This window comes from Chryseobacterium sp. MHB01, assembly GCF_034651565.1.
GTDB classification, from domain to species: Bacteria; Bacteroidota; Bacteroidia; order Flavobacteriales; family Weeksellaceae; genus Chryseobacterium; species Chryseobacterium nepalense.
Genome location: NZ_JAYEDA010000003.1, coordinates 203024 through 227379, shown reverse-complemented (window position 1 = coordinate 227379; position 24356 = coordinate 203024). Strand labels below are relative to the sequence as shown.

Genomic DNA, 24356 nt, shown 5'->3' with positions numbered 1-24356 from the left:
GCGGTTTTTTTAATCAGACTGTCTTGAAGGGGATTCTTTGCCCAAAACTTTATACCTGAACATCACAAAATTAAAACTAAAACATTATGAAAAAACTAGTCAGCCTTTTTACTATTCATGCGCTGTGCATGCTTTTTAGCAGCTTGTGTTACGGACAGCTAACCACTGTTAAGATCGATAAAAATATTACCTACCAGAATATAAAAGGTTTTGGTGGATTTGTCTGCAGCCCTCAGTTTGCGTATAATCATATGTCAACATCTGAAATCCAAACACTTTGGGGATCGGGAAGTACAGCGGGATATAACATTATGCGATTATATATTCCTGAAGACAGCAATAACTGGAATGTGGTATTACCTACTGCACAGCTTGCAAAATCAATGGGTTTAACCATTTTCGCAAGTCCGTGGACGATGCCCGCAGCATGGAAAACCAACAATCACGTAAATGCAGTGTATACCGATGCAAACGGCGTACAACAAATTGGTTATTTAAAACCGGAAAACTATCAGGATTATGCTTTATATCTCAATAGTTTCGTAACTTATCTTCAGTCTAACGGTGTGGATCTGGACTATATTTCCATTCAGAATGAACCTGATGAAATGGCACAATACCAGGGATGCATCTGGACTCCGACGCAAATTGCGACTTTCGTAAAAGATTACGGTCATCTCATCAACTGTAAGGTGATTGCTCCGGAAAGTGTAGGTTTTACTGATAATTTTGCCAACGCTATGCTGAATACCGCTACAATGGCTAATTTTGAAGTGTACGGTGGACATCAGTACGGATTGATGCAGTCTGCTTACAAGCAATTTCAGAATTATAATAAAGAAATATGGCAGACGGAATATCTCATCAACTGGAATTCAGGAAGTCAGACGCCGCGCGATTTTAACTGGAATCTGGATGCTTTCAACTTCGCTTCAAGTATCAATAATTCGATGTTGGGGAATATCAATGCCTGGATTCATTACGCTTCCAAAAGATATTACGGACTGATGGGAGACGGTACCAACGGAACTGCGGCAGGAGTAATAACGAAAAGAGGATATATTCTTTCTCACTTTGCCAAATATGCAACAGGAAAAACGCGTATTGCAGCAACCTGGGGAGACAGTACGGGTGCGCTTCAAGGGTCTTCCTACATTTCTTCAGACGGGAATCAGGTGGTTCTAATGGTCATTAATCCTTCATCAAACACTTATAATCTTAAAGTGGATCTGCCTTTTTATACGACTTCAGGAACAAAAATATTAACGAATTCTTCGTCTGATATGCTTACAACTCCGGTTTCATTCAGTACCCAGACTTTCCGGCCGGGAGTGGAAATAACTCCGTCCAGCGTAATGACTTTCGTTTTTAACAAAAGCGCCGACAGGCCTGTTTCTTCAATGACAGGAGGAAATATTCGTTACAACAAAATAGAAACGCAGACAGCAACAAATTCAGCTTTCGGAACAGCATTTAACATCAGCAACACAACCGTTACTTTCTCCAATCCAAGCCCTTTGTTCAGTAATAATATGACCGCTTCCAATGGTTATCTTCAGCTGAATGACCGGTTTAATAAACTGATATTGCATGTTAACAGTTATACAACGGCAGGACAGAGCTATTCAGATAATACGACTTTATACTACATTAACAGTCAGGGAATGGCCAAATCCTATAATTATGGAAGAATTAATTTTCCTTCGGGCGGAAACTTTGATATCACTTTAGATATTTCAAGACAGGTTCTTACGGACGGATGCAAAGGCGTTTTAGGACTTAGAAATTCAAACTACAGTTCTGTACTTACGCTGAATTTGGGAGATGTTTATTTTAATGTGGGAAATGAAATTGCATCAAAGTTTAACGGCACGTATTCGGACAGCGACAGCAATATGATGGATGCGCTGGAAAACGGATATTATACATCTTTGGATTTCAGAACAGTTTCAGGAATCACCGCCACCAACTGGCAGCCTTTAAGCGTTAATTCAAACAATATATTTTATGTGAATTCAAATGTAAATTCTACCGCTAACAATGTCATTTCGGGGACAAATTGTTCAAACCTTGTTCTTTCAGATTCAGGAAAAGATTTTCAGGTACCATTTAATTTCACAGCAGGAGCAGCTTCCTACAGCAGGGTATTTAATGGTTATGATATACTGTTGATGCCTTTCGAAGCCAATATTCCTTCCGGCGTGAATGTATATCTGATATCACCCGGAATAACGGCCATTTCCTGCACTCCGGTTTCTAACGGAATTATTCCTGCCAATACTCCGGTGCTTGTAAACGCTACAGGAAACGTTACATTTACCGGTACGGGAAATGTCTCTACCCCGAAAGCAATCACTGTCAGCCAGATGAATGGTGTTTATCATACAATTAAAGTTCCTGCCAATGCTTATGTTTTAAAAACAGAAAACGGACTAACAGGATTTTATAAAGTTGCAGCAGGCAGCGAACCGATGATTAATCCTTTCAGAGCTTACGTGAGTGAAGAAAATACATATGCTGCCAATATTCTTCCGTTAAATTTCTCAGTGCTTTTGGCAAAAGAGACAGAATTAAATCAGTCTAAAATATATCCTAATCCTGCAAAAACAGAAATCTTTATAGAACTGAGATCCAGTAATTCGACGGCTTCTATTTATGACTCAAAAGGAAGTTTGATAAGATCAGGTCTGAAAATGACTTCAGGTAAAAACAGGATTGATGTTTCAGCACTTACTTCAGGAGTCTATTTTATTGAATTATCTGATGAAAACAATAAGGTCTTTACGCATAAATTTATAAGGCAGTAAGCTCTGTATCAATTAATTTTATCCCATAGGCTGTCTCATTTCTGAAACAGCCTATTGCTTTAAAGGTTAAAACATACATTACAAATCAGTTAATAGATTTTTTATTTAAAATTCGATTGGTTAGCAATCTTAAGTTCTAATTTTTGTCAAATGGCAAATAACCGTCAGTTAACAATTTGTAATTTTATAAAATGGAAAAATTTTTTGATTATATCCTGCAATTTGATAATCTGAACAGTCAACAGCTGGATTTTATAAAAAGTAAAGCCCGTGAAATCGAACTCCACAAAGATGAGTTTTTCTGGGAAGCCGGAAAAACAGTTAAACAGATTGGGTTCCTTAAAGATGGTATCATTAGGGTTTTTTATTACAACAATAAAGGCGAAGAAATTACGCGATATTTCATTGACGAAAAACATTTGATTTTGTCAGGAAATACAATTGACGAAATTTATATGCCTTCAGAATATTTGTCGGCCATTACAGACTGCAAGCTGGTTGTTTTTTCAAGACAGGACTGGAAAGAAATCTCCCAGACAATAATAAATTGGGACCATATTATTCAGAAAATAATTACCAAACATCACAGTGAGAAGATCGTTCGGAGAAGTGAATTGGTCTCACAGGATGGAACTGAACGCTATCTTGATTTTATTCAGAAATTTCCAACCTTGGTCAACCGTGTTCCTTTATCATACATCGCTTCTTATCTTGGGATTACCCAGTCTTCATTGAGCAGAATAAGAAAAAATATCCGTTAAAGTCACTTTTTTGCCAAATGACAAATCCATTCATTTTTCTTTGAACCAACTTTGATGTGTTAAATTTTAAATCAAAAAATAATGAATACACGAAAATTAGGCAAGAGCGGATTAGAAGTCTCAGAATTGGGTTTTGGCTGTATGGGATTAAGTTTCCCAAATGCACCGGCAAAGGATGAAAGCATACAACTGATTCGTTCGGCAGTTGAAAACGGAATCACTTTTTTCGATACGGCTCAGGGTTACGGCGAAAACGAGATTTTAGTTGGCGAAGCACTCAAACCGTTAAGAAATGAAGTTGTCATTGCAACAAAGTTTGGTTTTAAAGATGGTAATGTGAAATTCGGTTTAGACAGTCGCCCGGAAACCATAAAAGCAGTTGCAGAAGCTTCTTTGAAAAGATTGAGAACCGATGTCATTGATTTGTTTTATCAGCATAGACCCGATCCGGATGTTCCGATTGAAGACGTTGCAGGAACCGTAAAAGATTTGATACAGCAAGGAAAAGTAAAACATTTCGGATTGTCGGAAGCCAATGCAGAAACCATTCGTAAAGCAAATTCTGTTCTGTGCGTCACGGCTTTGCAAAGCGAGTATTCGATGTTTTATCGTGAACCTGAAAAAGAAATCATTCCTGTATTGGAAGAGTTAGGAATTGGTTTTGTCCCTTTCAGCCCTTTAGGCAAAGGCTTTCTGACGGGAACAATCAACGCTGATGTTGAATTAGCTAAAGAGGATACCCGAAATATGCTGCCACGTTTCAGTAGAGAAAACAGAGAAGCCAATCAAGCTTTGGTGGATTTGGTTGTATCGATTGCGACAGGCAAAAACGCAACACCTGCACAAATTGCATTAAGTTGGTTGCTTGCTCAAAAATCTTTTATTGTCCCAATTCCGGGAACATCAAAATTACATCGCTTACAGGAGAATATTAGTGCAACAGGCATCTCACTTTCAAATGAAGAATTGAAAGAAATAAATTCTGCTTTGGCAACTATTAAAATTGTGGGCGAAAGATATCCTGCATATATGCGGGATTCTGCAGAAAGGAAATAGAAGATTTTGAATTTTATCGAAATTACATTTGTAATAAATTAAAAACCCATCGATTCTGTTGGGTTTCTTTTTTATGTATGCTGATGGCGATGAAATGAACTAATTTCAATAAATTAAGTGTGAATATTACATTTATTTAAAATAGAATCTTATATTTGTTTTTCTTATCAAATTATTAATGATAATCTAAATGGGTTATGATTTAACAAAAAGAATTAAAAAAAATTCCATGAAAAAGATTCTGTTAAATATATCAATCTTCATCTGCGCTGTCTCATCTGCACAGAATTTCAAATATCCTTTTCAAAACCCCAAACTTCCGGTCGATCAGAGAATCGAAAATCTTCTCGGATTATTAACGGTGGAAGAAAAAATCGGGATGATGATGGACAATTCCAAAGCAGTTCCCAGATTGGATATCCCCGGTTACGGCTGGTGGAATGAAGCGCTTCACGGCGTAGCAAGAGCAGGAACGGCTACCGTTTTTCCACAGGCAATCGGAATGGCGGCAACTTGGGATGTTCCGGAACATCTCAAAACTTTTGAAATGATTTCCGATGAAGCCCGTGCCAAATACAATAAGTCTTTCGATGAATCCCAGAAAACAGGCCGTTACGAAGGTTTGACATTCTGGACGCCGAACATCAATATTTTCCGTGATCCGAGATGGGGAAGAGGCCAGGAAACCTATGGTGAAGATCCGTATCTGACTTCCGTTTTAGGCGTTGCTGCGGTAAAAGGCTTACAGGGAAATGATCCGAAATATTTCAAGACCCACGCCTGCGCCAAACACTTCGCCGTTCACAGCGGCCCGGAATGGAACCGTCATTCCTACAATGCCGAAGTTTCCAAACGAGATTTGTACGAAACCTATCTTCCGGCTTTCAAAGCATTGGTGTTGGAAGGAAATGTGAGAGAAGTGATGTGCGCTTATAACGCTTTTGACGGACAGCCGTGTTGCGCCAATAATACTTTGCTGACAGAAATTCTTCGCGGAAAATGGAACTACGATGGAATGGTCGTTTCAGATTGCTGGGCGTTGGCAGATTTCTATCAGAAACAATACCACGGAACACATCCTGACGAAAAAACTACCGCTGCAGATGCCTTGAAACATTCGACAGATTTGGAGTGTGGTGACACGTATAATAATTTAAATAAATCTTTAGCAAGCGGATTAATCACCGAAAAAGACCTCGATATTTCGATGAGAAGAATTCTGAAAGGCTGGTTTGAGTTGGGAATGCTTGATCCTAAATCTTCCGTTCACTGGAACTCAATTCCATATTCTGTTGTGGATTCTGAAGAACATAAAAAGCAGGCTTTAAAAATGGCGCAAAAATCAATTGTGCTGATGAAAAATGAGAATAATGTTTTGCCTTTAAATAAAAACATCAAAAGAATCGCGGTTGTCGGTCCAAATGCTGATGACGGACTAATGCAGCTGGGAAATTACAACGGAACACCTTCTTCAATTGTTACTATTTTGGATGGAATTAAAACCAAATTTCCAAACGCTGAAATCATTTATGAAAAGGGAACCGAAGTGGCCGATCCATCGTCCAGAACTTCGCTTTACCAAAACTTTTTAAGTCAGAAAAAAGGCGAAAAAGGAATGAAAGTAGCATTTTTCAACAATAATGAATTCAAAGGTACTCCGGCTAATATTTCAGTTAATAAAGCAGGGATCAACTACAACAGTTTCGGCGGAACCCAGCTTGCCCCGAATGTCGGAAGGGAAAATACTTCGGCGATTATTTCCGGTATTTTCAAAAGTCCTTACACTGGTGATGTTATTCTTTCACCTTCAACATCTGATGTTTACACACTTTTCGTTGACGGAAAAGAAATCGCAACCAGAAAAGGTCCCGATGCGAGACATCCTTCAGAATTTCCTGTGAAAATGGAAAAAGGCAAAGAATATCAGATCGAGTTACGCCACACCCAAAAAGGAAAATATGTGAGCATCACTTTCGATGTTTACAGAAAAGACCCTGTAAATTTTGCTGCGGTTAGGGAAAAAGTGAAAGATGCAGATGTTATCGTTTTCGCAGGCGGACTTTCTCCAAGTCTGGAAGGCGAAGAAATGATGGTGAATGCAGAAGGTTTCAAAGGTGGTGATAAAACTTCCATTGATCTTCCGAAAGTTCAGCGTGAATTGCTCGCTGAATTAAGAAAAACCGGAAAACCTGTCGTTTTCGTGCTTTGTACGGGAAGTTCATTGGGATTAGAACAAGACGAAAAATATTATGATGCATTACTGAACGCATGGTATGGCGGACAATCCAGCGGAACTGCAGTTGCGGACGTTTTGGCAGGAGATTACAATCCGTCCGGAAAATTGCCAATCACATTCTACAAAAATCTGGAACAGCTCGACAATAATTTGTCTAAAACCAGCAAACATCAGGGCTTTGAGAATTACGATATGCAGGGAAGAACTTACCGTTATATGACCGAAAAACCTTTGTACGCTTTCGGACACGGGTTGAGTTATTCAAAATTTAATTATGGTGATGCTAAATTGAGTAAAAATATCATCAATAGGAATGAAAATTTAAACATTATAATTCCTGTTAAGAATATTTCAAAGGTAGATGGAGAAGAAGTGATTGAAGTGTATGTGAAAAGAAATAATGATGCTTCAGCTCCTGTAAAGACTTTGAGAGCTTTCGAAAGAATCTTGATTAAAGCTGGTGAAACCAAGAATGTTCAGCTTACTATTTCTCAGGATTCATTTAAATTTTATGATGAAAAGGTAGATGATCTGGCTCCAAAAGCAGGAAATTATACGATTTTCTACGGCGGAACTTCTGATGAGTCAGGTTTGAAAAATCTAAAATTACAAGTTAAATAATTTTTGATGAAAAAATAATCGTGGAATTATATTCTGAAATTAATTACTTGAAATCAAAAAAGCGCACTTCCGCTCCGTAGGAGCGCCATCTGTGTAGAAATTATGATTTAAGGTCAAGCGGAACTCCATAGGAGTTCTATCTAAGTCCTCCAAAATAAAATTAGTAAATGAAAACAAAATCCAAAATATTCGCCACCGCATTTTCTTTAAGCGTCGCCCTCTTTTCAGCGCAAAACGGAAATGTAAAAAAGCATTTCCTTGATTTAGACGGGGCTTCCACTAATATCAAAATCCAACCAACGATGTACGGAATCTTCTTTGAAGACATCAACTTTGCGGCAGATGGTGGCTTGTATGCGGAACTCATTAAAAATCGCAGCTTCGAATTCGATGAACCGTTGACTGGCTGGAAACAGCCCAACACAAAGACATTGTCTCCTAATTTAGATTCCGGCTTTCTGACGATAATCACCGATAAATCCAAAACCAATAAAAACTACGCAAGAATCACGGTTTGGAATGATAAAAATTATTCGCTTGAGAACGAAGGGTTCAGGGGAATTGGTTTGCATCAGGGTGAGAAATACGATTTAAGCTTTAATCTCGAAAATGTTTCAGGAAATATTTCTGCGGTCAACGCAAGCCTGATTGATGAAAATGGAAAAGTAATTTCTTCAGTTTCTACCATCATAAAAGGTGGAGGCTGGCAAAAATATAATACTGTTTTCACACCTTCCAAAACCGTTGAAAAAGCAAAACTCCATATCACTTTTACCGGGAAAGGCATCGTAAATATGGATATGATTTCACTGTTTCCGCAAGACACATGGAAAGGAAGAAAAGGCGGGATGAGAAAAGATTTAGTTCAGAAATTATATGATTTGCAGCCGGGATTTTTACGTTTTCCGGGTGGCTGTATCGTCGAAGGAAGAACGTTGGCAGAACGCTACCAATGGAAAAAAACAATTGGTAAAGTAGAAGACCGCGAAAATCTCATCAACAAATGGAACAATGGATTTGCGCACCGCCTAACGCCGGACTACTGGCAGTCTTTCGGGCTTGGATTTTTTGAATATTTCCAATTGGCGGAGGATTTAGGCGCAGAGCCACTTCCTATTTTAAGCTGCGGAATGGCGTGCCAATTCAATACTGCCGAACTCGTAAAAATGGAAGATTTAGATCCATATGTTCAGGACGCTTTGGATTTGATAGAGTTTGCAAACGGTGATTCCAGTACGAAATGGGGGAAAATTCGTGCTGAAATGGGACATCCGAAACCTTTTAATATGAAATTCATTGGTGTTGGAAATGAGCAGTGGGGGGCAGATTATATAGAACGTTATAAAGTTTTTGAAAAAGCCATTCACACCAAATATCCAGATATCAAAATCATTTCCGGAAGCGGACCGTCACCTGACGGAGAATTTTTCGATTATGGCTGGAAAGAGCTTAAAAAACTCAATGCTCAGATCGTTGACGAGCATTACTATAATTCCCCGGAATGGTTTATGGAAAATGCCGGAAGATATGATAAGTACGACCGTTCGGGACCCAAAGTGTTCGCCGGTGAATATGCAGCTCAATCGGTTGGCGTTGTAAAACCTGATAACAAAAACAATTGGCTTACCGCACTTTCGGAAGCTGCTTTTATGACCGGACTGGAGCGCAATGCAGATGTTGTGACAATGACTTCCTACGCACCGCTTTTTGCCCACGCAGAAGGATGGCAATGGACGCCGGATTTGATCTGGTTTAATAATTTAAAATCTTACGCAACTCCGAATTATTACGTTCAGAAATTATTTTCAAATAATAAAGGAACTGATTTAATTAAAATATCCGAAAACGGAAAGTCATTGAAAGGGGAGAATAATCTCTATGCATCGGCAGTTCGTGATCTTAAAAAAGGAGAAATAATCATTAAAATAGTCAATTCAAATCCAAAGGAAACTTCGGTTGAAATTAACTCAAAAAATATTAAAATAGGCAGTCAACTCACAAAAATTGTACTGACTTCTACAGGACTTTCAGATGAAAATAATTTCCAGTCAGAAACCATTTCGCCAAAAGAAGAAACGCAGACCATTAAAAGAGGAAAAATTTCTGTTGAAATTCCGGCAAATTCTTTGGTTATTTTGAAAATGAAATAGCTGTGAAACACCATGGATAAAGTAAAATTTAAAATTAAGTGTAAATATTACATTTATTTAAAATAGAATCTTATATTTGTTTTATCTCTTAAATAGAAAACTGAAGAATTCTTTAAGGTAAATTAAAACTTAGTGAAAGATCTTTGCATAATGTAATCCATTGCATCTGTTATTTTAAAAAGAGCTAAAACAAATAATCAAATAAATCACTTTCGTTAATGAAAAAATACGTTATCGGCTTAGACTACGGAACAGACTCTGTTCGAGCCGTTTTGATTAATACGGAAAATGGGGCAGAATTGGCGACTTCCGTAAGCTATTACAAAAGATGGAAAGAAGGAAAATTCTGTAAGCCGGAAGAAAATCAATTTCGTCAGCATCCGCTCGACCATATCGAAGGATTGGAAAAAACCATTTCAACCGTTGTAAAAGAAAGTGGCATTACGCCTGAAAATATTGTTAGCATTTGTATTGATACGACAGGCTCTTCACCGCTTCCCGTAAATAAAGAAGGGGTCGCACTATCCCTTTTACCTGAGTTTTCAGAAAATCCGAATGCAATGATGGTGTTGTGGAAAGATCATACTTCAATTAACGAAGCTGAAGAAATCAATCATCTGGCGAGAAACTGGGGTGGCGAAGATTACACAAAATTTGAAGGCGGGATCTATTCTTCTGAATGGTTTTGGGCTAAAATTCTTCACATCAACAGAGAAGATGAAACCGTAAAAAATGCGGCATACAGCTGGATGGAACATTGCGATTACCTTACGTTTTTACTTTCCGATAACCAAGATTTAGCAACTTTTAAAAGAAGCCGTTGCGCTGCGGGTCACAAAGCCATGTGGCACGAGTCATGGGACGGTCTTCCTTCCAAAGATTTTCTTGGTCAGCTGGATCCTTCGCTGGCAGAACTTCGTGACAGATTGTATAATAAAACCTACACTTCCGACGAAGTTGCAGGAAATCTGAATCAAGAGTGGGCAACAAAATTGGGCTTAACAACCAACACGGTAATTGCTGTCGGGACTTTCGACGCACATTCCGGAGCGGTTGGTGCAAAAGTCGAGGAGAATACGCTGATTAGAATTATGGGAACATCAACCTGCGATATTATGGTGGCTCCCAACGAACTTATCGGCGATAAAACCGTGAAAGGGATTTGCGGACAGGTCGATGGTTCAGTGATTCCCGGATTGATGGGATTAGAAGCGGGACAATCTGCATTTGGCGATGTTCTTGCGTGGTATAAAGATATTCTAACTTGGCCGACTCACAATATTCTGATGAATTCCAATGTGATTGATGAAAACCAAAAACAATTGCTGAAAGAAGAAATAGAAAATAATATTATCCGCAATCTCACCTTGGAAGCGGAAAAAATTCCACTTTCAGAAGTTGTTCCGGTGGCCTTGGATTGGATCAACGGACGAAGAACTCCCGATGCCAATCAGGAACTGAAAATGGCGATCAGCAATCTTTCGTTGGGAACAAAAGCACCGCATATTTTCAAAGCATTGGTGAATGCTATTTGTTTTGGAGCCAAGAAAATCGTCGATCGGTTTGAGGATGAAGGCGTTAAAATCAATAAAGTAATAGGAATTGGAGGTGTTGCCAGAAAATCACCGTTCATTATGCAGACGTTGGCTAATGTCCTGAATATGCCGATTGTAGTGGCAGCTTCAGACCAGGCTCCGGCTTTAGGTGCAGCCATTTATGCAGCCGTTGCGGCAGGAATTTATCCGACTGTCCAGGAAGCAAGTCAGAAAATGGGCTCCGATTTCGAAGCAGAGTATTTCCCTCAAACAGAAAAGGTAGAAAAATATGCAGAATTTATGAAGCAATATCAGCTACTGGCAGATTTTACCGAAAATAATATCAAATCAAAGAAAAAGTTGACGGTTGATAGTTTATAGCAATTTTAAAGCTAATAACCATCAACCAAAAAACTAACAACTAAAATAATTATGGGAGCTTAATCCGTCTGTAGTTTATCCTTGTCAAAGGACTCCGCTTTTTTGTTCTGCCCAAGCAGGCGCGATTGATTCGTAGGAGAGAACCCGAAGGGTTCAATATAAATAGCCGTAGGTGAAACCTATGAATTTAAAAGACAGATTTTCCAACAAATATGTAAATAAAATGAGCATCTATAAAGAATTAAAAAGAGAATGTTATGAAGCCAATATGCAGCTCGATGCATTGAAGCTGGTCGTTTATACGTTCGGAAATGTAAGCGCGGTTGACCGTGACAAAGGGATTTTTGCTATCAAACCGAGTGGTGTTCCTTATGAATTATTAAAACCGGAAGATATTGTCATTTTGGATTATGATGCCAATGTTGTTGAAGGAAATCTAAGACCGTCTTCCGATACCAAAACCCACGCTTACTTATATAAAAACTGGGAAAACATTGGTGGAATATCGCATACACACGCTATTTATTCCGTAGCCTGGGCACAGGCACAATTAGACATCCCGATTTTTGGGACGACCCACGCAGACCATCTGACAACAGATATTCCTTGTGCGCCGCCAATGCGGGATGATTTAATCGAAGGCAATTATGAATACAATACCGGAATTCAGATTCTCGATTGTTTTAAAGAAAAAAACTTGTCTTATGAAGAAGTCGAAATGGTGCTCATCGGAAACCACGGACCATTTACCTGGGGTAAAAATGCAGAGAAGGCCGTTTACAACAGCAAAGTTCTCGAAACTATCGCCGAAATGGCTTATCTCACAAGACAAATCAACCCGAATGCACCGAGATTAAAAGATTCACTTATCAAAAAGCATTACGAACGGAAACACGGCAAAAATGCCTATTACGGACAGTAAGTTGGCTTTTAGCTTTTGGCAATTGTCATCGTTCAATAAAAGACTACGAACCCGAAGGGTTCAACATCAGTAGCCGTAGGTGAAACCTATGGAAAAACGAAAAAATAAAAATTAATTATAAATCATCATTTATCAATTATAACTATGTTAACACCTCTCAATACGAAAGAAATCTGGTTCATCACCGGAAGCCAGCATTTGTACGGTCCTGAAACATTAGCACAGGTTGCCGAGCATTCAGCAAAAATCGTGGAAGCGCTCAATGCTTCGTCACAGATTCCTGTAAAAGTTGTTTTAAAACCAACGGTAAAAACGATAGAAGAAATTTTTGAAACACTTACCGCTGCCAATTTTGCAAAAGATTGTATCGGAATTGTAACCTGGATGCACACATTTTCACCCGCAAAAATGTGGATTCGCGGACTAACCGCTTTACAAAAACCGATGTTGCATCTTCACACGCAATTCAATCAGGATATTCCGTGGTCTACGATGGATATGGACTTTATGAACCTGAATCAGGCTGCTCACGGCGACAGAGAATTCGGATTTATGGTGAGCCGTCTTCGCAAAAACAGAAAAGTCGTCGTAGGACATTGGGCTGAAGAAAGAGTTCAGAAACAAATCGGAGAATGGAGTAGAGTTGCGGCTGGTTGGGACGACTGGCAAGGAGCGAAGTTTGCCCGTTTTGGTGATAATATGAGATTTGTAGCCGTAACGGATGGCGATAAAGTGGAAGCAGAAACTAAATTCGGATTTTCGGTTAATACTTGGGGAATCGGGGATTTGGTAAGCGTTGTTAATTCGATTGGTGATGGTGAAATCAGAACATTAATTGAAGAATATGAGGCTTCATATAAAATGGCAGAATCTCTTCTTTCCGGAGGTTCAAACAGAAAATCTCTGGAAGTTGCCGCAAGAATCGAATTAGGTTTGGAAAAATTCCTGAAAGACGGAAATTTCAAAGGGTTCTCTGATACTTTCGAAGACCTTCACGGCTTGGAGCAACTCCCTGGAATTGCCGTTCAGAGATTAATGGAAAAAGGATATGGATTTGCCGGTGAAGGCGACTGGAAAACCGCTGCATTAGTTCGTGCAATGAAAACAATGGGTCAAGGTCTTGAAGGTGGAAATGCTTTTATGGAAGATTATACGTATCATTTAAATCCTTCAAATCCTTCGATTTTAGGTTCGCATATGCTTGAAGTTGACCCTGTTTTGGCGGTTGACAAACCTTCTTGTGAAATTCATCCGTTAGGAATTGGCGGAAAAGCAGATCCTGTCCGTTTGGTATTTAATTCAAGAGGAAATATTGATTCTTTAAATGCTGCGTTGATGGATTTTGGAAATCATTTCAGACTGTTAATCAACAAAACAAAAGCGTTGGAAATCACCGAAGAATTGCCAAAACTTCCCGTTGCAAGAGTGCTTTGGAAACCACTTCCTGATTTATATACCGCTGCTGAAGCCTGGATATTGGCAGGTGGCGCGCATCATACTTGCTACAGCGAAAATATCAGTGCGGAGCAACTGGAAGATTTTGCTGAGATTGCAGGTATTGAATCGTTGGTAATTGATGAAAACACAAAAATCCGTGATTTCAAGAATACACTTCGCTGGAATGAAATATATTATCGTTAAACTTGCAAAATATTCAGAAAAATGAAAAAAACAGGTAGGAACCTGATAATTCTTTTTGCCGTTTTATGTATTTTCGGCTGTAATAAAAAGGAAAATCAATCAAAAACTCATTCAAAATCCATGGAAAACATACAGGTTTCAGATTACGGAGTAACTTCAAAAGGGGATTCCATTAAAAGATATACACTTACCAATAAAAACGGAATGAAGGTGGAAATCATCAATTTCGGTGGAATTATAACTTCACTTACCGCTCCCGATAAAAACGGAAAGTATGAAGATGTTGTACTAGGATTTACCAGGTCTGAAGATTATTTTAATGGAAATCCATATTATTTCGGAGCTTTAATTGGCCGTTATGGAAACAGAATTGCCAACGCCCATTTTAATTTGGAAGGAAAAGCTTTTAATATCGATAAAAATGATGGACCGAACAGCCTTCACGGCGGGAAAGAAGGATTCCACACCAAATTCTGGAATATTGAGCCTGTAAAAGATGCTAAATTTCCAACATTGAAGCTGACTTATACGAGTGCAGATGGAGAGGAAGGCTTTCCTGGAAAATTAACAACAACGGTTCTTTATACGCTAACAGACGATAACGCTCTGGAAATTTCTTACGAAGCTGAAACAGATAAACCAACAATCGTAAATCTTACACAGCATTCCTATTTTAATCTTTCCGGAAATTTCACAAAAGAAATTACAGACCATGAACTGCAGATTAACGGCGATAAATTCTTACCGGTGAATGAAACATTGATTCCCACAGGTGAACAAAAATCAGTAAAAGGAACTCCATTTGATTTCACGGCTTCAAAACCAATCGGAAAAGATATCAATTCTGATGATGACCAGCTGAAAAAAGGAAAGGGCTACGATCATAACTGGATTCTTAACGGAAGCGGATTAAGAAGCATTGCCAAAGTTTATCATCCGGAATCCGGAAGAGTAATGGAGGTTTTGACCGATGAACCGGGAGTTCAGTTTTATTCCGGGAATTTCCTTGATGGAAAGTTTGATACGAAAACCGGTGGTAAAAATGAATTGAGAACAGGGTTTTGCCTGGAAACACAGCATTTCCCGGATTCACCAAATCAGCCGAGTTTCCCTTCTACAGAGTTGAAGCCGGAACAAAAATACCAGTCGAAAACAATTTATAAATTCTCAGTAAAAAAATAAAGTATGGGGAATTTAGCAACTCTTGATATCATTATATTTTTGGTATATTTTGTAGTCGTTGCAGGCTACGGAATCTGGATTTATAACAGAAAAAAATCTACAGCAACAGGCAGTAAAGATTATTTCCTGGCAGAAGGGTCACTCACGTGGTGGGCAATCGGCGCAAGTTTAATAGCCTCCAATATTTCTGCGGAACAGTTCATCGGAATGTCCGGAGAAGGATTTTTCGTAGGAATTGCAGTGGCAGCTTACGAATGGATTGCTGCAATTGCCTTAATCATCATTGCCGTGTGGTTTATTCCGATTTATCTTAAAAATAAGATCTACACAATGCCACAGTTCCTCGAAACCCGTTACAACAAATCGGTTTCGTTGATTATGGCGGTATTCTGGCTGTTTTTGTATGTCATTGTAAACCTTACCTCCATTCTTTATCTGGGTGCTCTGGCCATTGATACACTGCTTGGCGGAGGAAGTTTGCATATCATCATGATCGGATTGCTTTTAATGGCTTTACTGATCGGACTTGGCGGGATGAAGGTAATCGGTTACACAGATGTAATTCAGGTAGCCGTTTTAATCATCGGAGGTTTTGCTACGGTGTATATGGCTTTGCAAATTGTTGACCAGAGAATCAACGGCGCGGCGGTAGGAAATGCACTAGCAGGTTTCAACACCCTGATTAATGAAGCGCCGCAGCATTTTAAACTTATTCTTGAAAAACCGAAAGCGACTACCACAACGTTGGCTATGCCTGAAAACCTCAATGTTCAGAAATATGTAGTTTTACCAGGATTGGCAATGTATTTTGCAGGACAGTGGATTGTAAATTTAAATTATTGGGGGTGCAATCAATACATCACACAAAGAGCTTTAGGAGCTGATCTGAAAACAGCAAGAACCGGGATTTTATTCGCGGGATTCCTGAAATTATTTATGCCGATTATCGTAATGCTTCCTGGAATTGCAGCTTATGTTCTGTATACGAAAGGGCATCTGCCTGGCTTCAATGGAGTGAAAGACGGTGCTTATTCTGCTATTTTAGGATTCTTGCCGGTGGGTCTGAAAGGTCTTGCCGTAGCCGCTCTTACTGCAGCAATTGTAGCGTCGCTGGCTGGAAAAGTGAATAGTATTTCAACGATCTTTACGTTGGATATTTATAAAAAATACCTGAAAGCAGATGCTACGGAAATTGAGATGGTGAGAACCGGAAGATGGGCGATCATTATTGCGATGTTCCTGGCATTAGCGTTTACCTGGACCGATGTCTTAGGTATCGGTGGAGAAGGTGGGTTTACCTTCATTCAGAAGTATACAGGATTTATCAGTCCGGGAGTTTTTGCCATGTTCCTTTTAGGAATGTTCTGGAAAAGAACAACGGGAACGGCGGCATTAGTTGGGGTAATCTTAGGATTTGTTCTGGCGATTTTCTTCAACAGTTTTGCAGTGGATATTTTCGGCAAGGAAACATGGCTGTATACCGCTTTCACCTATGAAAAGTTAGAAGGAGGAGTTGTTCACACCATTACGGAAATTCCGTTTCTGATCAACATGGGATGGTCGTTTGTAATTACCATTGCTGTAATGATTCTTATAAGTCTTGCCGGCCCGAAAGTGAATCCGAAAGCTTTTGTTATCGATGCCTCTATGTTCAAGGTAGACAACAGAACGCTGGTTCTGATTGTGGTAACATTACTTTTGCTGACTGCGCTTTATGTAAGGTTTTGGTAAAATTTAAATATTTGAAAATAAGCAGGATATCAGTCTTTGATATCCTGTTTTATTTTTAATCCAAATTGCAGTTGTTTTGTATAATACTTTTGTATATTTGGCGCAAAACTGTTAACTATAAAAATAAATTAGATGAGTTTCTTCAGAAAAATTTTTTCAAAAAATAAGGTGACAAACAACGAAAATCATAAAGTTCAGGGATTAAAAGAAGTCTATACTGAAGAATACTTCAAAGGAAGGTACACAGAGCAGGAGCTTTCTGAAAATGATCTGTTGGTAGACGGCTCCTTTAAAATGCTTGAAAGTTTTTTCATTGACAATAAAATTAAGCCCGTTATAGATCAGCCGGTTTACCATCCGCTGAATATCGATCAGGCTGTGCAGGAAGGAATGGGATTTTATGAATATTGCAAACAATTTGATCAGGACGACAAACAGATTGGCTTAATAATCACCATCGCATTTTCTTATTTCTTAGTTAATGAGTGGGATTTTAAACTTTTTAATGATAAAACACCTGAATTTCCGCTGAGATTTATGACATTAAAATATGACAGGGACGGCGGGGTACTCTCGTTGTATCCATTTGAATATTCATTAAAAGTGCTAAACGGTGAAGCGAGATTCAGTGATTTGTTTGAAAAGATAAAAAATAATCTTGGAAATATTCCTTCAGCAAAAGATATTTTAGACAATTTAAAACGAGATCTTAATCAGGAATGATATGATTTGAATTATAATAGCAGCAGAAGAATTTTCAAATGAAAGATTTCAGCCGGTTAGTACAGGAACATTTCGGGGCGCTTAGTCAGGATGATTTAGCAGTTATTCATTCGTACTTTAAAGAAGAAAAACTGAACCGGAATGAAAAATTTACAGAATCCGGACAGATTTGCAATAAACTGAGTATCGTAAAATCAGGAATTCTTCGGGTATATGCTTTGTCGGAAGATGGCAGAGAAATTACACAATGGCTTTCGACCAAAGATTTTTTCGTAACTGAATTGATGGGATTTTTCTTTAATCAACCCAATCGCTGGACAATACAGGCTTTCACCGATACAGAATTATTATCCATTTCAAAAACAGATTATATAACACTTTGCCGGAAATTTCCAAAATGGATTGAAATTGAGAAACAATTTATTATTAAATGTTTTGCAATGATGGAAGACCGTATTTTTTCGCATCTTTCGATGACGGCGGAAGAACGGTATAATCGGTATTTTGAGCAGCATAAAGAATTATTTCATCTGGTTCCGTTGCAGTATATTGCTTCAGTTCTGGGAATGACGCCGGAAACATTCAGTAGAATAAGAAAACGAAAGGCACAAAATTCTTGATTTTTGTCAAGAGAACATGTGTTGAATTGTCAGACATTTGTCTTATAAATCTTAGACATGAAACATCTTTTACAGCTCGAAGAATTGGGACAATTTGGTCTTGCTATTTTTCTTTTTACTCAGATAGGATTTCAGTGGTGGCTTTTTCCACTTTGCCTCTTGCTTCCCGACGTTTCGATGGTTGGCTATTTAATCAATCCTAAGGTTGGAGCCTGGCTCTACAATTTTTTCCATCATAAATTGCTCGCAATCTTTGTTTTGGTTTTAGGATTCTACCTCAAAATTCAGACTGTAGAATTCATTGGAATTATTTTATTTGCACATGCTGCGATGGACAGGATTTTCGGATACGGATTGAAATTTGAGGATGATTTTAAGCATACCCACTTAGACTGGATTGGGAAGAAATTATAATGTTTAAATCTTAAACATAAATCCTTCGGCAAGCTTTTTTTTATATTGATCCTCATCAAAACGATATAGGAAAGATCCTTTTTTAGACGAGGTCATATCTTTTTCCTCTGTTTTTACCAGAATATCCAGTGCATTGATTTTACTGATGAAATTCCGTTTGTCGTATTGTTCATTAAAAATGGCTTCATAAAGACTCTGCAGATCTTTCATGGTGAATTTCTCCGGAAGAAGCTCAAAGCCGATCGGTCTTGTGGAAGCTCTTCTTCGTAATCTTAAAACAGCATCTTTTACCATCTCATTATGATCGAAAATGAGAGTAGGAAAATCCTGAAGATCAAACCATTTTGCATTATATTTTTGATTGATACGGATATTCTTTTCAATATTAATCAGGGCATAATAAGAAATTGACATGATTCGTGCGGTAGGCTCACGGTCAATCTGCGTATAACAGTTAAGCTGCTCAAGATAAATGTTTTCCAGGCCTGTCAATGTTTTAAGAACACGCTGTGCAGCCTCATCAGAGGTTTCATCGCTCCCGATAAACCCTCCCATTAAAGACCATTCTCCCATTTTGGGTTCGAAGTTTCTTTGCACAAGAAGAATTTTAAGATTTTCACCATCAAAGCCGAAAATAATACAGTCAACGGCTACCAAATGTCTTGGATATTGAGAATAATCCTGGGTCATCTTTATATTTTATACAAAGGTAACTTATTTACCCTTATGATTATATATAAATGTATTTTTCACACTTTTTTAATGAAATTATTTTCTTTCGGTTAAAAAAGCAATGCTGAAGTACATTTCGGGAGAAAATATGTTGTCTTTAGACGTAATTATTTCCCAAAAATTGATTAATCAAATATAAAATTAATGTTAAAATTATGTTAATTTTTGAGTCTGATTTTACCGGATTAAAAAAAAATAAATTTTCAACCTTACTATTAAAAATACGATAAGTTCTTACATGTATTATTTTCCTCTTCTTTCAAATGTTATGTATTCATTTTGTACACAAACATTTAATTTTATGTTCCTGATTTTCTATACCATCAATAATCTTATTTTTTATGATAAGCTTTAATCGGTTTATAATTTTTAAAGTTTGTTAAAACTTGTTTTTATATGCAATCTCCGGTTCATATTTTTAAAAATGTTTTATATATAAATTCTTTCTTTTATTTTAGAAATGTTGAAATAACATTTATTAATGAACCGAAAAATCTCCATTATCGTATTCGCATTTTCATCATTTACTTTTGCACAGGTAAATAAGAAAATTCAGTATTTCCCGCTGAGAGATGTAAAGCTGTCGGAAAGTGTTTTTAACAAAGCCATGAAGGCTGATAAAAATTATATGATGTCTATGGAACCAGACAGGTTGCTGGCTCCTTATCTCAGGGAAGCAGGCTTGCAGCCAAAAGCGGAAAATTATCCGAACTGGGAAAATACAGGCCTGGACGGGCATATCGGAGGACACTATATTTCTGCACTTTCATTAATGTATGCTTCAACAGGAGATCCAAAGGTTAAGCAGAGACTCGATTATATGATTGATGAGCTTGACCGTTGCCAGCAATCATCCGTAAACGGTTATCTTTCAGGGGTACCTTCGGGTAAAAAAATCTGGAAAGAAATTTCGGAGGGAAATATTCGCGCTTCAGGTTTTGGATTGAACGACCGCTGGGTTCCTTTATACAATATTCATAAAATTTATGCAGGGCTCCGCGATGCCTATTGGTATGGCGGAAGTGAAAAGGCAAAAAAAATGTTGGTACAACTTACCGACTGGATGATGAATGAAGTTTCCGGACTTTCAGATGAACAGATTCAGGAGATGCTTCGCAGCGAACATGGGGGACTGAATGAAGTTTTCGCTGATGTGTATGAAATTACCGGAAATAAAAAATATCTTCAGCTTGCCCACAGATTTTCACATCAGGCCATTCTAAATCCACTGCTTTTAGGAGAAGATAAGCTTACAGGAATTCACGCCAATACCCAAATTCCAAAAGTAATCGGCTACAAACGAATTGCAGATCTCGAAAACAATATGCAGTGGAGCAATGCTGCAGATTTTTTCTGGCACAATGTCACTGAAAAAAGATCTTCCGTTATCGGTGGAAACAGTGTCAGTGAGCATTTTAATCCTGTTAATGATTTCAGCAGCATGATTAAAAGCATTGAAGGTCCCGAAACCTGCAACACCTACAACATGCTGAAACTTACCAAAGAGCTTTTCGCAACTTTGCCCAAGTCATATTATATGGATTATTATGAGCGCGCGCTCTATAATCATATTCTTTCTACTGAAAATTATGATAAAGGAGGATTTGTATATTTTACACCGATGCGTCCCGGTCATTACCGTGTATACTCACAGCCGCAGACAAGTTTCTGGTGCTGTGTAGGTTCCGGACTGGAAAATCACGCCAAGTATGGTGAAATGATTTATGCACATTCTGATAATGATCTTTATGTTAATCTTTTCATTCCATCAACACTCAAATGGGCAGAAAAGAAAATCCTGATCAGACAGGAAAATAACTTTCCTGAAACTCCGTCCACCAAACTGATTGTTGATCTGGCCGGAAAAGGAAATTTTAACCTGAAACTAAGATCTCCGCAATGGACAAATCCTTCTGAAGTAAACATTTCAATTAACGGGAAAAAGCAAAATGTACAGCCGGATGTCAACGGTTATTTTACTTTAACTAAGAAATGGAAAAAAGGAGATGTGATCGAAATGAATCTTCCGATGCATCTTTCTGCAGAGCAATTGCCTGATAAATCAGATTATTATGCCTTTAAATACGGGCCTGTTGTTCTTGCTGCGACATATGGAACCGAAAATCAACAAGGATTATTAGCTGATGACAGCCGCGGCGGACATATTGCGCACGGTCCGCAGATTCCGTTGAATGAAATTCCGGTTATTTTAGGAAATAATCAGGAAGTTATTAATCATGTAAAACCGGTTGAAAATAAAAATCTTACATTCAGTCTTACAGGTTTATATCCGGAAGAAAAATTTGGTAAAGGTTTTCAGCTGGTGCCGTTTTACAAGATTCAGGAAGAAAGATATATTTTGTACTGGCCGCAGGCTGATCAGGATAAAATTGAATCTATCCAGAAAAAGAAAGCGGAAGAAGAAGCTGAAACCCGAAAACTTGATCTCATTACGGTCGATAAAATTCAGTTGGGTGAGCAGCAGCCGGAGTCTGATCACTATTTTGAAAGCAAAGATTCCAACACAGGATATATGGAAGACCGTCATTTCCGGGATGCAAAAGGATGGTTCAGTTACCGAATGAAAAATCCGGGTAAGAATGCTGCTTATTTGTACATTTTATATTTTGATGCGAATGCCAACCGGTCTTTGAATGTAGAGATCAACGGCAAAAATGTATCGGCAAAAAAACTGGAAGGAAAAGCCGGAAACTCAACTCAATATCTGCTTTTACCGATTCCTGAAACAGAAAAGAATAAAGAAATCCTTAGTGTAAAATTTTTTGCAGAAGAACAGATGACCACTTCAAAAATCATTGAAGTACGTTTGCTGACGCAGAACTATCAAAAGTCTGTCAATAAAAATTAAAGATTAACCCATGAAAAGATATTGCTCAAAATTATTTCTAATAATAGCCATTTTCAGCGCCTGCTTATTTGATGCTAAAGTAAGGCTTCCTGCACTGGTTTCAGACGGAATGATACTCCAAAGGAACCAGAAGCTTAAAATCTGGGGCTATGCGGATGCAGGAGAAAAGGTATATATTAAATTTTTAAATAAAACGTATTCAGCGACAGCAGATAATTCAGGAAACTGGAACATTATGCTTCCTGAACTTAAAGCCGGTGGACCATTTGTTATGACCATCAACGACATTACGCTTAAAGATATTTTAATCGGCGACGTTTGGGTGGCATCCGGACAATCGAATATGGAACTTCCGATGAGACGTCTAAAACCGCTGTATGGAGAGGAAATGAAAACAGTAAATAATCAGAATATCAGGTTTTTTACGGTTCCGCAGAAATACAATTTTAAAGCAGCACAGAATGATCTTGACGGCGGAAAATGGGAAAGCACCAATCCACAGACCATTCAGAATTTTTCGGGTGTAGCTTATTTTTTTGCTAAAAATCTGTATGAAAGAAATAAAGTTCCTGTAGGGATCATTCACACAAGTTTGGGAGGTTCTCCGGTTCAGGCGTGGATGGATGTGAATTCCCTTAAAAAATATCCTGAATATCTGGAAGAAGCTGAAAAATGGAAAAATGATGATTTGATAAAATCTACAGAATCCAACGAACAGTCTTTAAGCAAAGCCTGGTATACAGAGCTTGATCAGAGTGATATTGGTTTAAACCAGCACTGGGAAAATTTTGATCTTAATGATTCATCATGGAAAACCATGAATATTCCTGGATCATGGGAGGATCAGGAAGGACCCTTTGAAGGTTCGGTATGGTTCAGAAAAGAGATCACATTGTCAAAAAGTGAAGCAGGAAAAGCAGCTTTCCTGAATCTTGGTAGAATAAAAGATGCGGATGTGACTTATATCAACGGTGTGAAAGTAGGAAATGTTACCTATGAATATCCACCGAGATGGTATGATATTTCGTCCGGTATTTTAAAAGAAGGTAAAAATAGTATTGCCGTAAGAATCACCAACGGAAGCGGAAAAGGACAGTTTATCGCTGACAAACCGTATTATCTTGAAATCGGCGGAAAGAAAATCGATCTTACAGGTTCATGGAAATATAAAATAGGTGCAAAAATGGAGAAAATGGCTCCGGGCCAGACATTCATCCGCTGGAAACCGACCGGGCTGTACAATTCTATGATCAATCCGTTAATTAACTATAAAGTAAAAGGATTTCTCTGGTATCAGGGAGAAAGCAATACCGGAAAACCGAAAGAATATGGTGATCTTTTAACCACGATGATCAACGACTGGCGTTCTAAATGGGAAGAGAAAGACGCACCGTTCCTGATCGTTCAGCTTGCAAATTTTATGGAAGCAAAAAGTCAGCCGGTGGAAAGCAACTGGGCGGAACTCAGAGATCAGCAGCGAAAAGTTTCCCTCAATGTTCCGCAAACCGGACTTGCCGTAATCATCGATGTTGGAGAATGGAACGATATTCATCCGCTTGATAAAAAAACAGTGGGCGACAGGTTAGCATTGCAGGCATTGAAAATTGCTGATAAAAAAGATATTGTTGCAGACGGACCTGTTTATCAGACCATGAAAATTGAAGGAAATAAGATTATACTCTCATTTAAAAAAGGAACCGATGATTTTGCTCCTGTTTCGGAATTAAAAGGTTTTGCAATAGCAGGTAAAGACAGAAAATACCAGTGGGCAAAAGCGAAAACAGAAGGTAAAAATATCATTGTTTGGAATGATGAAATTAAAGATCCCGTTTCAGTTCGCTACGACTGGGCAGACAATCCTGACGGAAATTTAAAAAACAAATCAGGTCTTCCGGCTTCATCCTTCACTACAGAATAAAATGAAAAAAATCATATAGAATTTATAGTTTGAGAAACAGATTAGAAAATCTATGAT

Annotated in this window: 16 protein-coding genes; 15 read left to right on the top strand and 1 reads right to left on the bottom strand. The window is 38.2% G+C overall.

What is annotated here, in order from left to right:
• Nucleotides 1-86: 86 nt before the first annotated feature.
• The 13 genes from U9K52_RS07200 (at nucleotide 87) to U9K52_RS07140 (ending at nucleotide 18780) form a co-directional block, all read left to right on the top strand.
• Entirely contained in the window at nucleotides 87-2807 is a 2721-nt protein-coding gene (locus U9K52_RS07200; protein WP_322925783.1) for a T9SS type A sorting domain-containing protein, read from the top strand.
• A gap of 191 nt (nucleotides 2808-2998) precedes the next feature.
• Nucleotides 2999-3568: a Crp/Fnr family transcriptional regulator gene (locus U9K52_RS07195; RefSeq protein ID WP_322925782.1), complete on the top strand. Its 570-nt coding sequence runs from the start codon at nucleotides 2999-3001 to the stop codon at nucleotides 3566-3568.
• Nucleotides 3569-3649: 81 nt separating this feature from the next.
• On the top strand, nucleotides 3650-4624 hold the full coding sequence (locus tag U9K52_RS07190; RefSeq protein WP_322925781.1) for an aldo/keto reductase: 975 nt from the start codon (nucleotides 3650-3652) through the stop codon (nucleotides 4622-4624).
• 229 nt (nucleotides 4625-4853) lie between these two features.
• Complete coding sequence (locus U9K52_RS07185; protein ID WP_322925780.1) at nucleotides 4854-7481, top strand: glycoside hydrolase family 3 C-terminal domain-containing protein; 2628 nt, start codon at nucleotides 4854-4856, stop codon at nucleotides 7479-7481.
• 167 nt (nucleotides 7482-7648) lie between these two features.
• Nucleotides 7649-9631, top strand: coding sequence for an alpha-L-arabinofuranosidase C-terminal domain-containing protein (locus U9K52_RS07180; RefSeq protein WP_322925779.1), 1983 nt, complete (start codon nucleotides 7649-7651; stop codon nucleotides 9629-9631).
• Nucleotides 9632-9849: 218 nt separating this feature from the next.
• Nucleotides 9850-11547 (top strand): ribulokinase, encoded by a 1698-nt coding sequence (locus tag U9K52_RS07175; protein ID WP_322925778.1) that lies wholly within the window; start codon nucleotides 9850-9852, stop codon nucleotides 11545-11547.
• Nucleotides 11548-11770: 223 nt separating this feature from the next.
• Nucleotides 11771-12469 (top strand): L-ribulose-5-phosphate 4-epimerase, encoded by a 699-nt coding sequence (locus U9K52_RS07170; protein WP_100375308.1) that lies wholly within the window; start codon nucleotides 11771-11773, stop codon nucleotides 12467-12469.
• A 144-nt stretch (nucleotides 12470-12613) separates the two neighbouring features.
• On the top strand, nucleotides 12614-14110 hold the full coding sequence (gene araA, locus U9K52_RS07165) for an L-arabinose isomerase (RefSeq protein ID WP_322925776.1): 1497 nt from the start codon (nucleotides 12614-12616) through the stop codon (nucleotides 14108-14110).
• Nucleotides 14111-14131: 21 nt separating this feature from the next.
• On the top strand, nucleotides 14132-15292 hold the full coding sequence (locus U9K52_RS07160; RefSeq protein WP_322925775.1) for an aldose epimerase family protein: 1161 nt from the start codon (nucleotides 14132-14134) through the stop codon (nucleotides 15290-15292).
• A gap of 3 nt (nucleotides 15293-15295) precedes the next feature.
• Nucleotides 15296-17023 (top strand): sodium:solute symporter family transporter, encoded by a 1728-nt coding sequence (locus tag U9K52_RS07155; protein ID WP_322925774.1) that lies wholly within the window; start codon nucleotides 15296-15298, stop codon nucleotides 17021-17023.
• Between the two features lie 132 nt (nucleotides 17024-17155).
• On the top strand, nucleotides 17156-17746 hold the full coding sequence (locus U9K52_RS07150) for a hypothetical protein (protein WP_248392990.1): 591 nt from the start codon (nucleotides 17156-17158) through the stop codon (nucleotides 17744-17746).
• A 38-nt stretch (nucleotides 17747-17784) separates the two neighbouring features.
• Nucleotides 17785-18366 (top strand): Crp/Fnr family transcriptional regulator, encoded by a 582-nt coding sequence (locus U9K52_RS07145; protein WP_322925773.1) that lies wholly within the window; start codon nucleotides 17785-17787, stop codon nucleotides 18364-18366.
• 57 nt (nucleotides 18367-18423) lie between these two features.
• Nucleotides 18424-18780 (top strand): DUF4260 domain-containing protein, encoded by a 357-nt coding sequence (locus tag U9K52_RS07140; RefSeq protein ID WP_263603269.1) that lies wholly within the window; start codon nucleotides 18424-18426, stop codon nucleotides 18778-18780.
• Between the two features lie 3 nt (nucleotides 18781-18783).
• Here the strand turns inward: U9K52_RS07140 and U9K52_RS07135 are convergent, their stop codons facing one another.
• Entirely contained in the window at nucleotides 18784-19470 is a 687-nt protein-coding gene (locus U9K52_RS07135; protein ID WP_248392996.1) for an NUDIX hydrolase, read from the bottom strand.
• A gap of 523 nt (nucleotides 19471-19993) precedes the next feature.
• On the opposite strand from U9K52_RS07135, the gene U9K52_RS07130 reads away from it, so the two are divergent.
• The gene (locus U9K52_RS07130) at nucleotides 19994-22381 is read left to right on the top strand and encodes a glycoside hydrolase family 127 protein (RefSeq protein WP_322925772.1); all 2388 of its coding nucleotides are present in this window, start codon (nucleotides 19994-19996) and stop codon (nucleotides 22379-22381) included.
• Nucleotides 22382-22391: 10 nt separating this feature from the next.
• Nucleotides 22392-24299 (top strand): sialate O-acetylesterase, encoded by a 1908-nt coding sequence (locus U9K52_RS07125; RefSeq protein ID WP_322925771.1) that lies wholly within the window; start codon nucleotides 22392-22394, stop codon nucleotides 24297-24299.
• Nucleotides 24300-24356 lie beyond the last annotated feature (57 nt).

Bases quoted from the DNA above. Each gene is read 5' to 3' on its own strand.
- U9K52_RS07170 (WP_100375308.1), top strand. From the start codon at position 11,771: ATGAGCATCTATAAAGAATTAAAAAGAGAATGTTATGAAGCCAATATG.
- U9K52_RS07180 (WP_322925779.1), top strand. From the start codon at position 7,649: ATGAAAACAAAATCCAAAATATTCGCCACCGCATTTTCTTTAAGCGTC.
- araA (WP_322925776.1), top strand. From the start codon at position 12,614: ATGTTAACACCTCTCAATACGAAAGAAATCTGGTTCATCACCGGAAGC.
- U9K52_RS07195 (WP_322925782.1), top strand. From the start codon at position 2,999: ATGGAAAAATTTTTTGATTATATCCTGCAATTTGATAATCTGAACAGT.
- U9K52_RS07155 (WP_322925774.1), top strand. From the start codon at position 15,296: ATGGGGAATTTAGCAACTCTTGATATCATTATATTTTTGGTATATTTT.
- U9K52_RS07125 (WP_322925771.1), top strand. From the start codon at position 22,392: ATGAAAAGATATTGCTCAAAATTATTTCTAATAATAGCCATTTTCAGC.
- U9K52_RS07150 (WP_248392990.1), top strand. From the start codon at position 17,156: ATGAGTTTCTTCAGAAAAATTTTTTCAAAAAATAAGGTGACAAACAAC.
- U9K52_RS07135 (WP_248392996.1), bottom strand. From the start codon at position 19,470: ATGACCCAGGATTATTCTCAATATCCAAGACATTTGGTAGCCGTTGAC.
- U9K52_RS07200 (WP_322925783.1), top strand. From the start codon at position 87: ATGAAAAAACTAGTCAGCCTTTTTACTATTCATGCGCTGTGCATGCTT.
- U9K52_RS07130 (WP_322925772.1), top strand. From the start codon at position 19,994: ATGAACCGAAAAATCTCCATTATCGTATTCGCATTTTCATCATTTACT.
- U9K52_RS07175 (WP_322925778.1), top strand. From the start codon at position 9,850: ATGAAAAAATACGTTATCGGCTTAGACTACGGAACAGACTCTGTTCGA.
- U9K52_RS07140 (WP_263603269.1), top strand. From the start codon at position 18,424: ATGAAACATCTTTTACAGCTCGAAGAATTGGGACAATTTGGTCTTGCT.
- U9K52_RS07185 (WP_322925780.1), top strand. From the start codon at position 4,854: ATGAAAAAGATTCTGTTAAATATATCAATCTTCATCTGCGCTGTCTCA.
- U9K52_RS07145 (WP_322925773.1), top strand. From the start codon at position 17,785: ATGAAAGATTTCAGCCGGTTAGTACAGGAACATTTCGGGGCGCTTAGT.
- U9K52_RS07160 (WP_322925775.1), top strand. From the start codon at position 14,132: ATGAAAAAAACAGGTAGGAACCTGATAATTCTTTTTGCCGTTTTATGT.
- U9K52_RS07190 (WP_322925781.1), top strand. From the start codon at position 3,650: ATGAATACACGAAAATTAGGCAAGAGCGGATTAGAAGTCTCAGAATTG.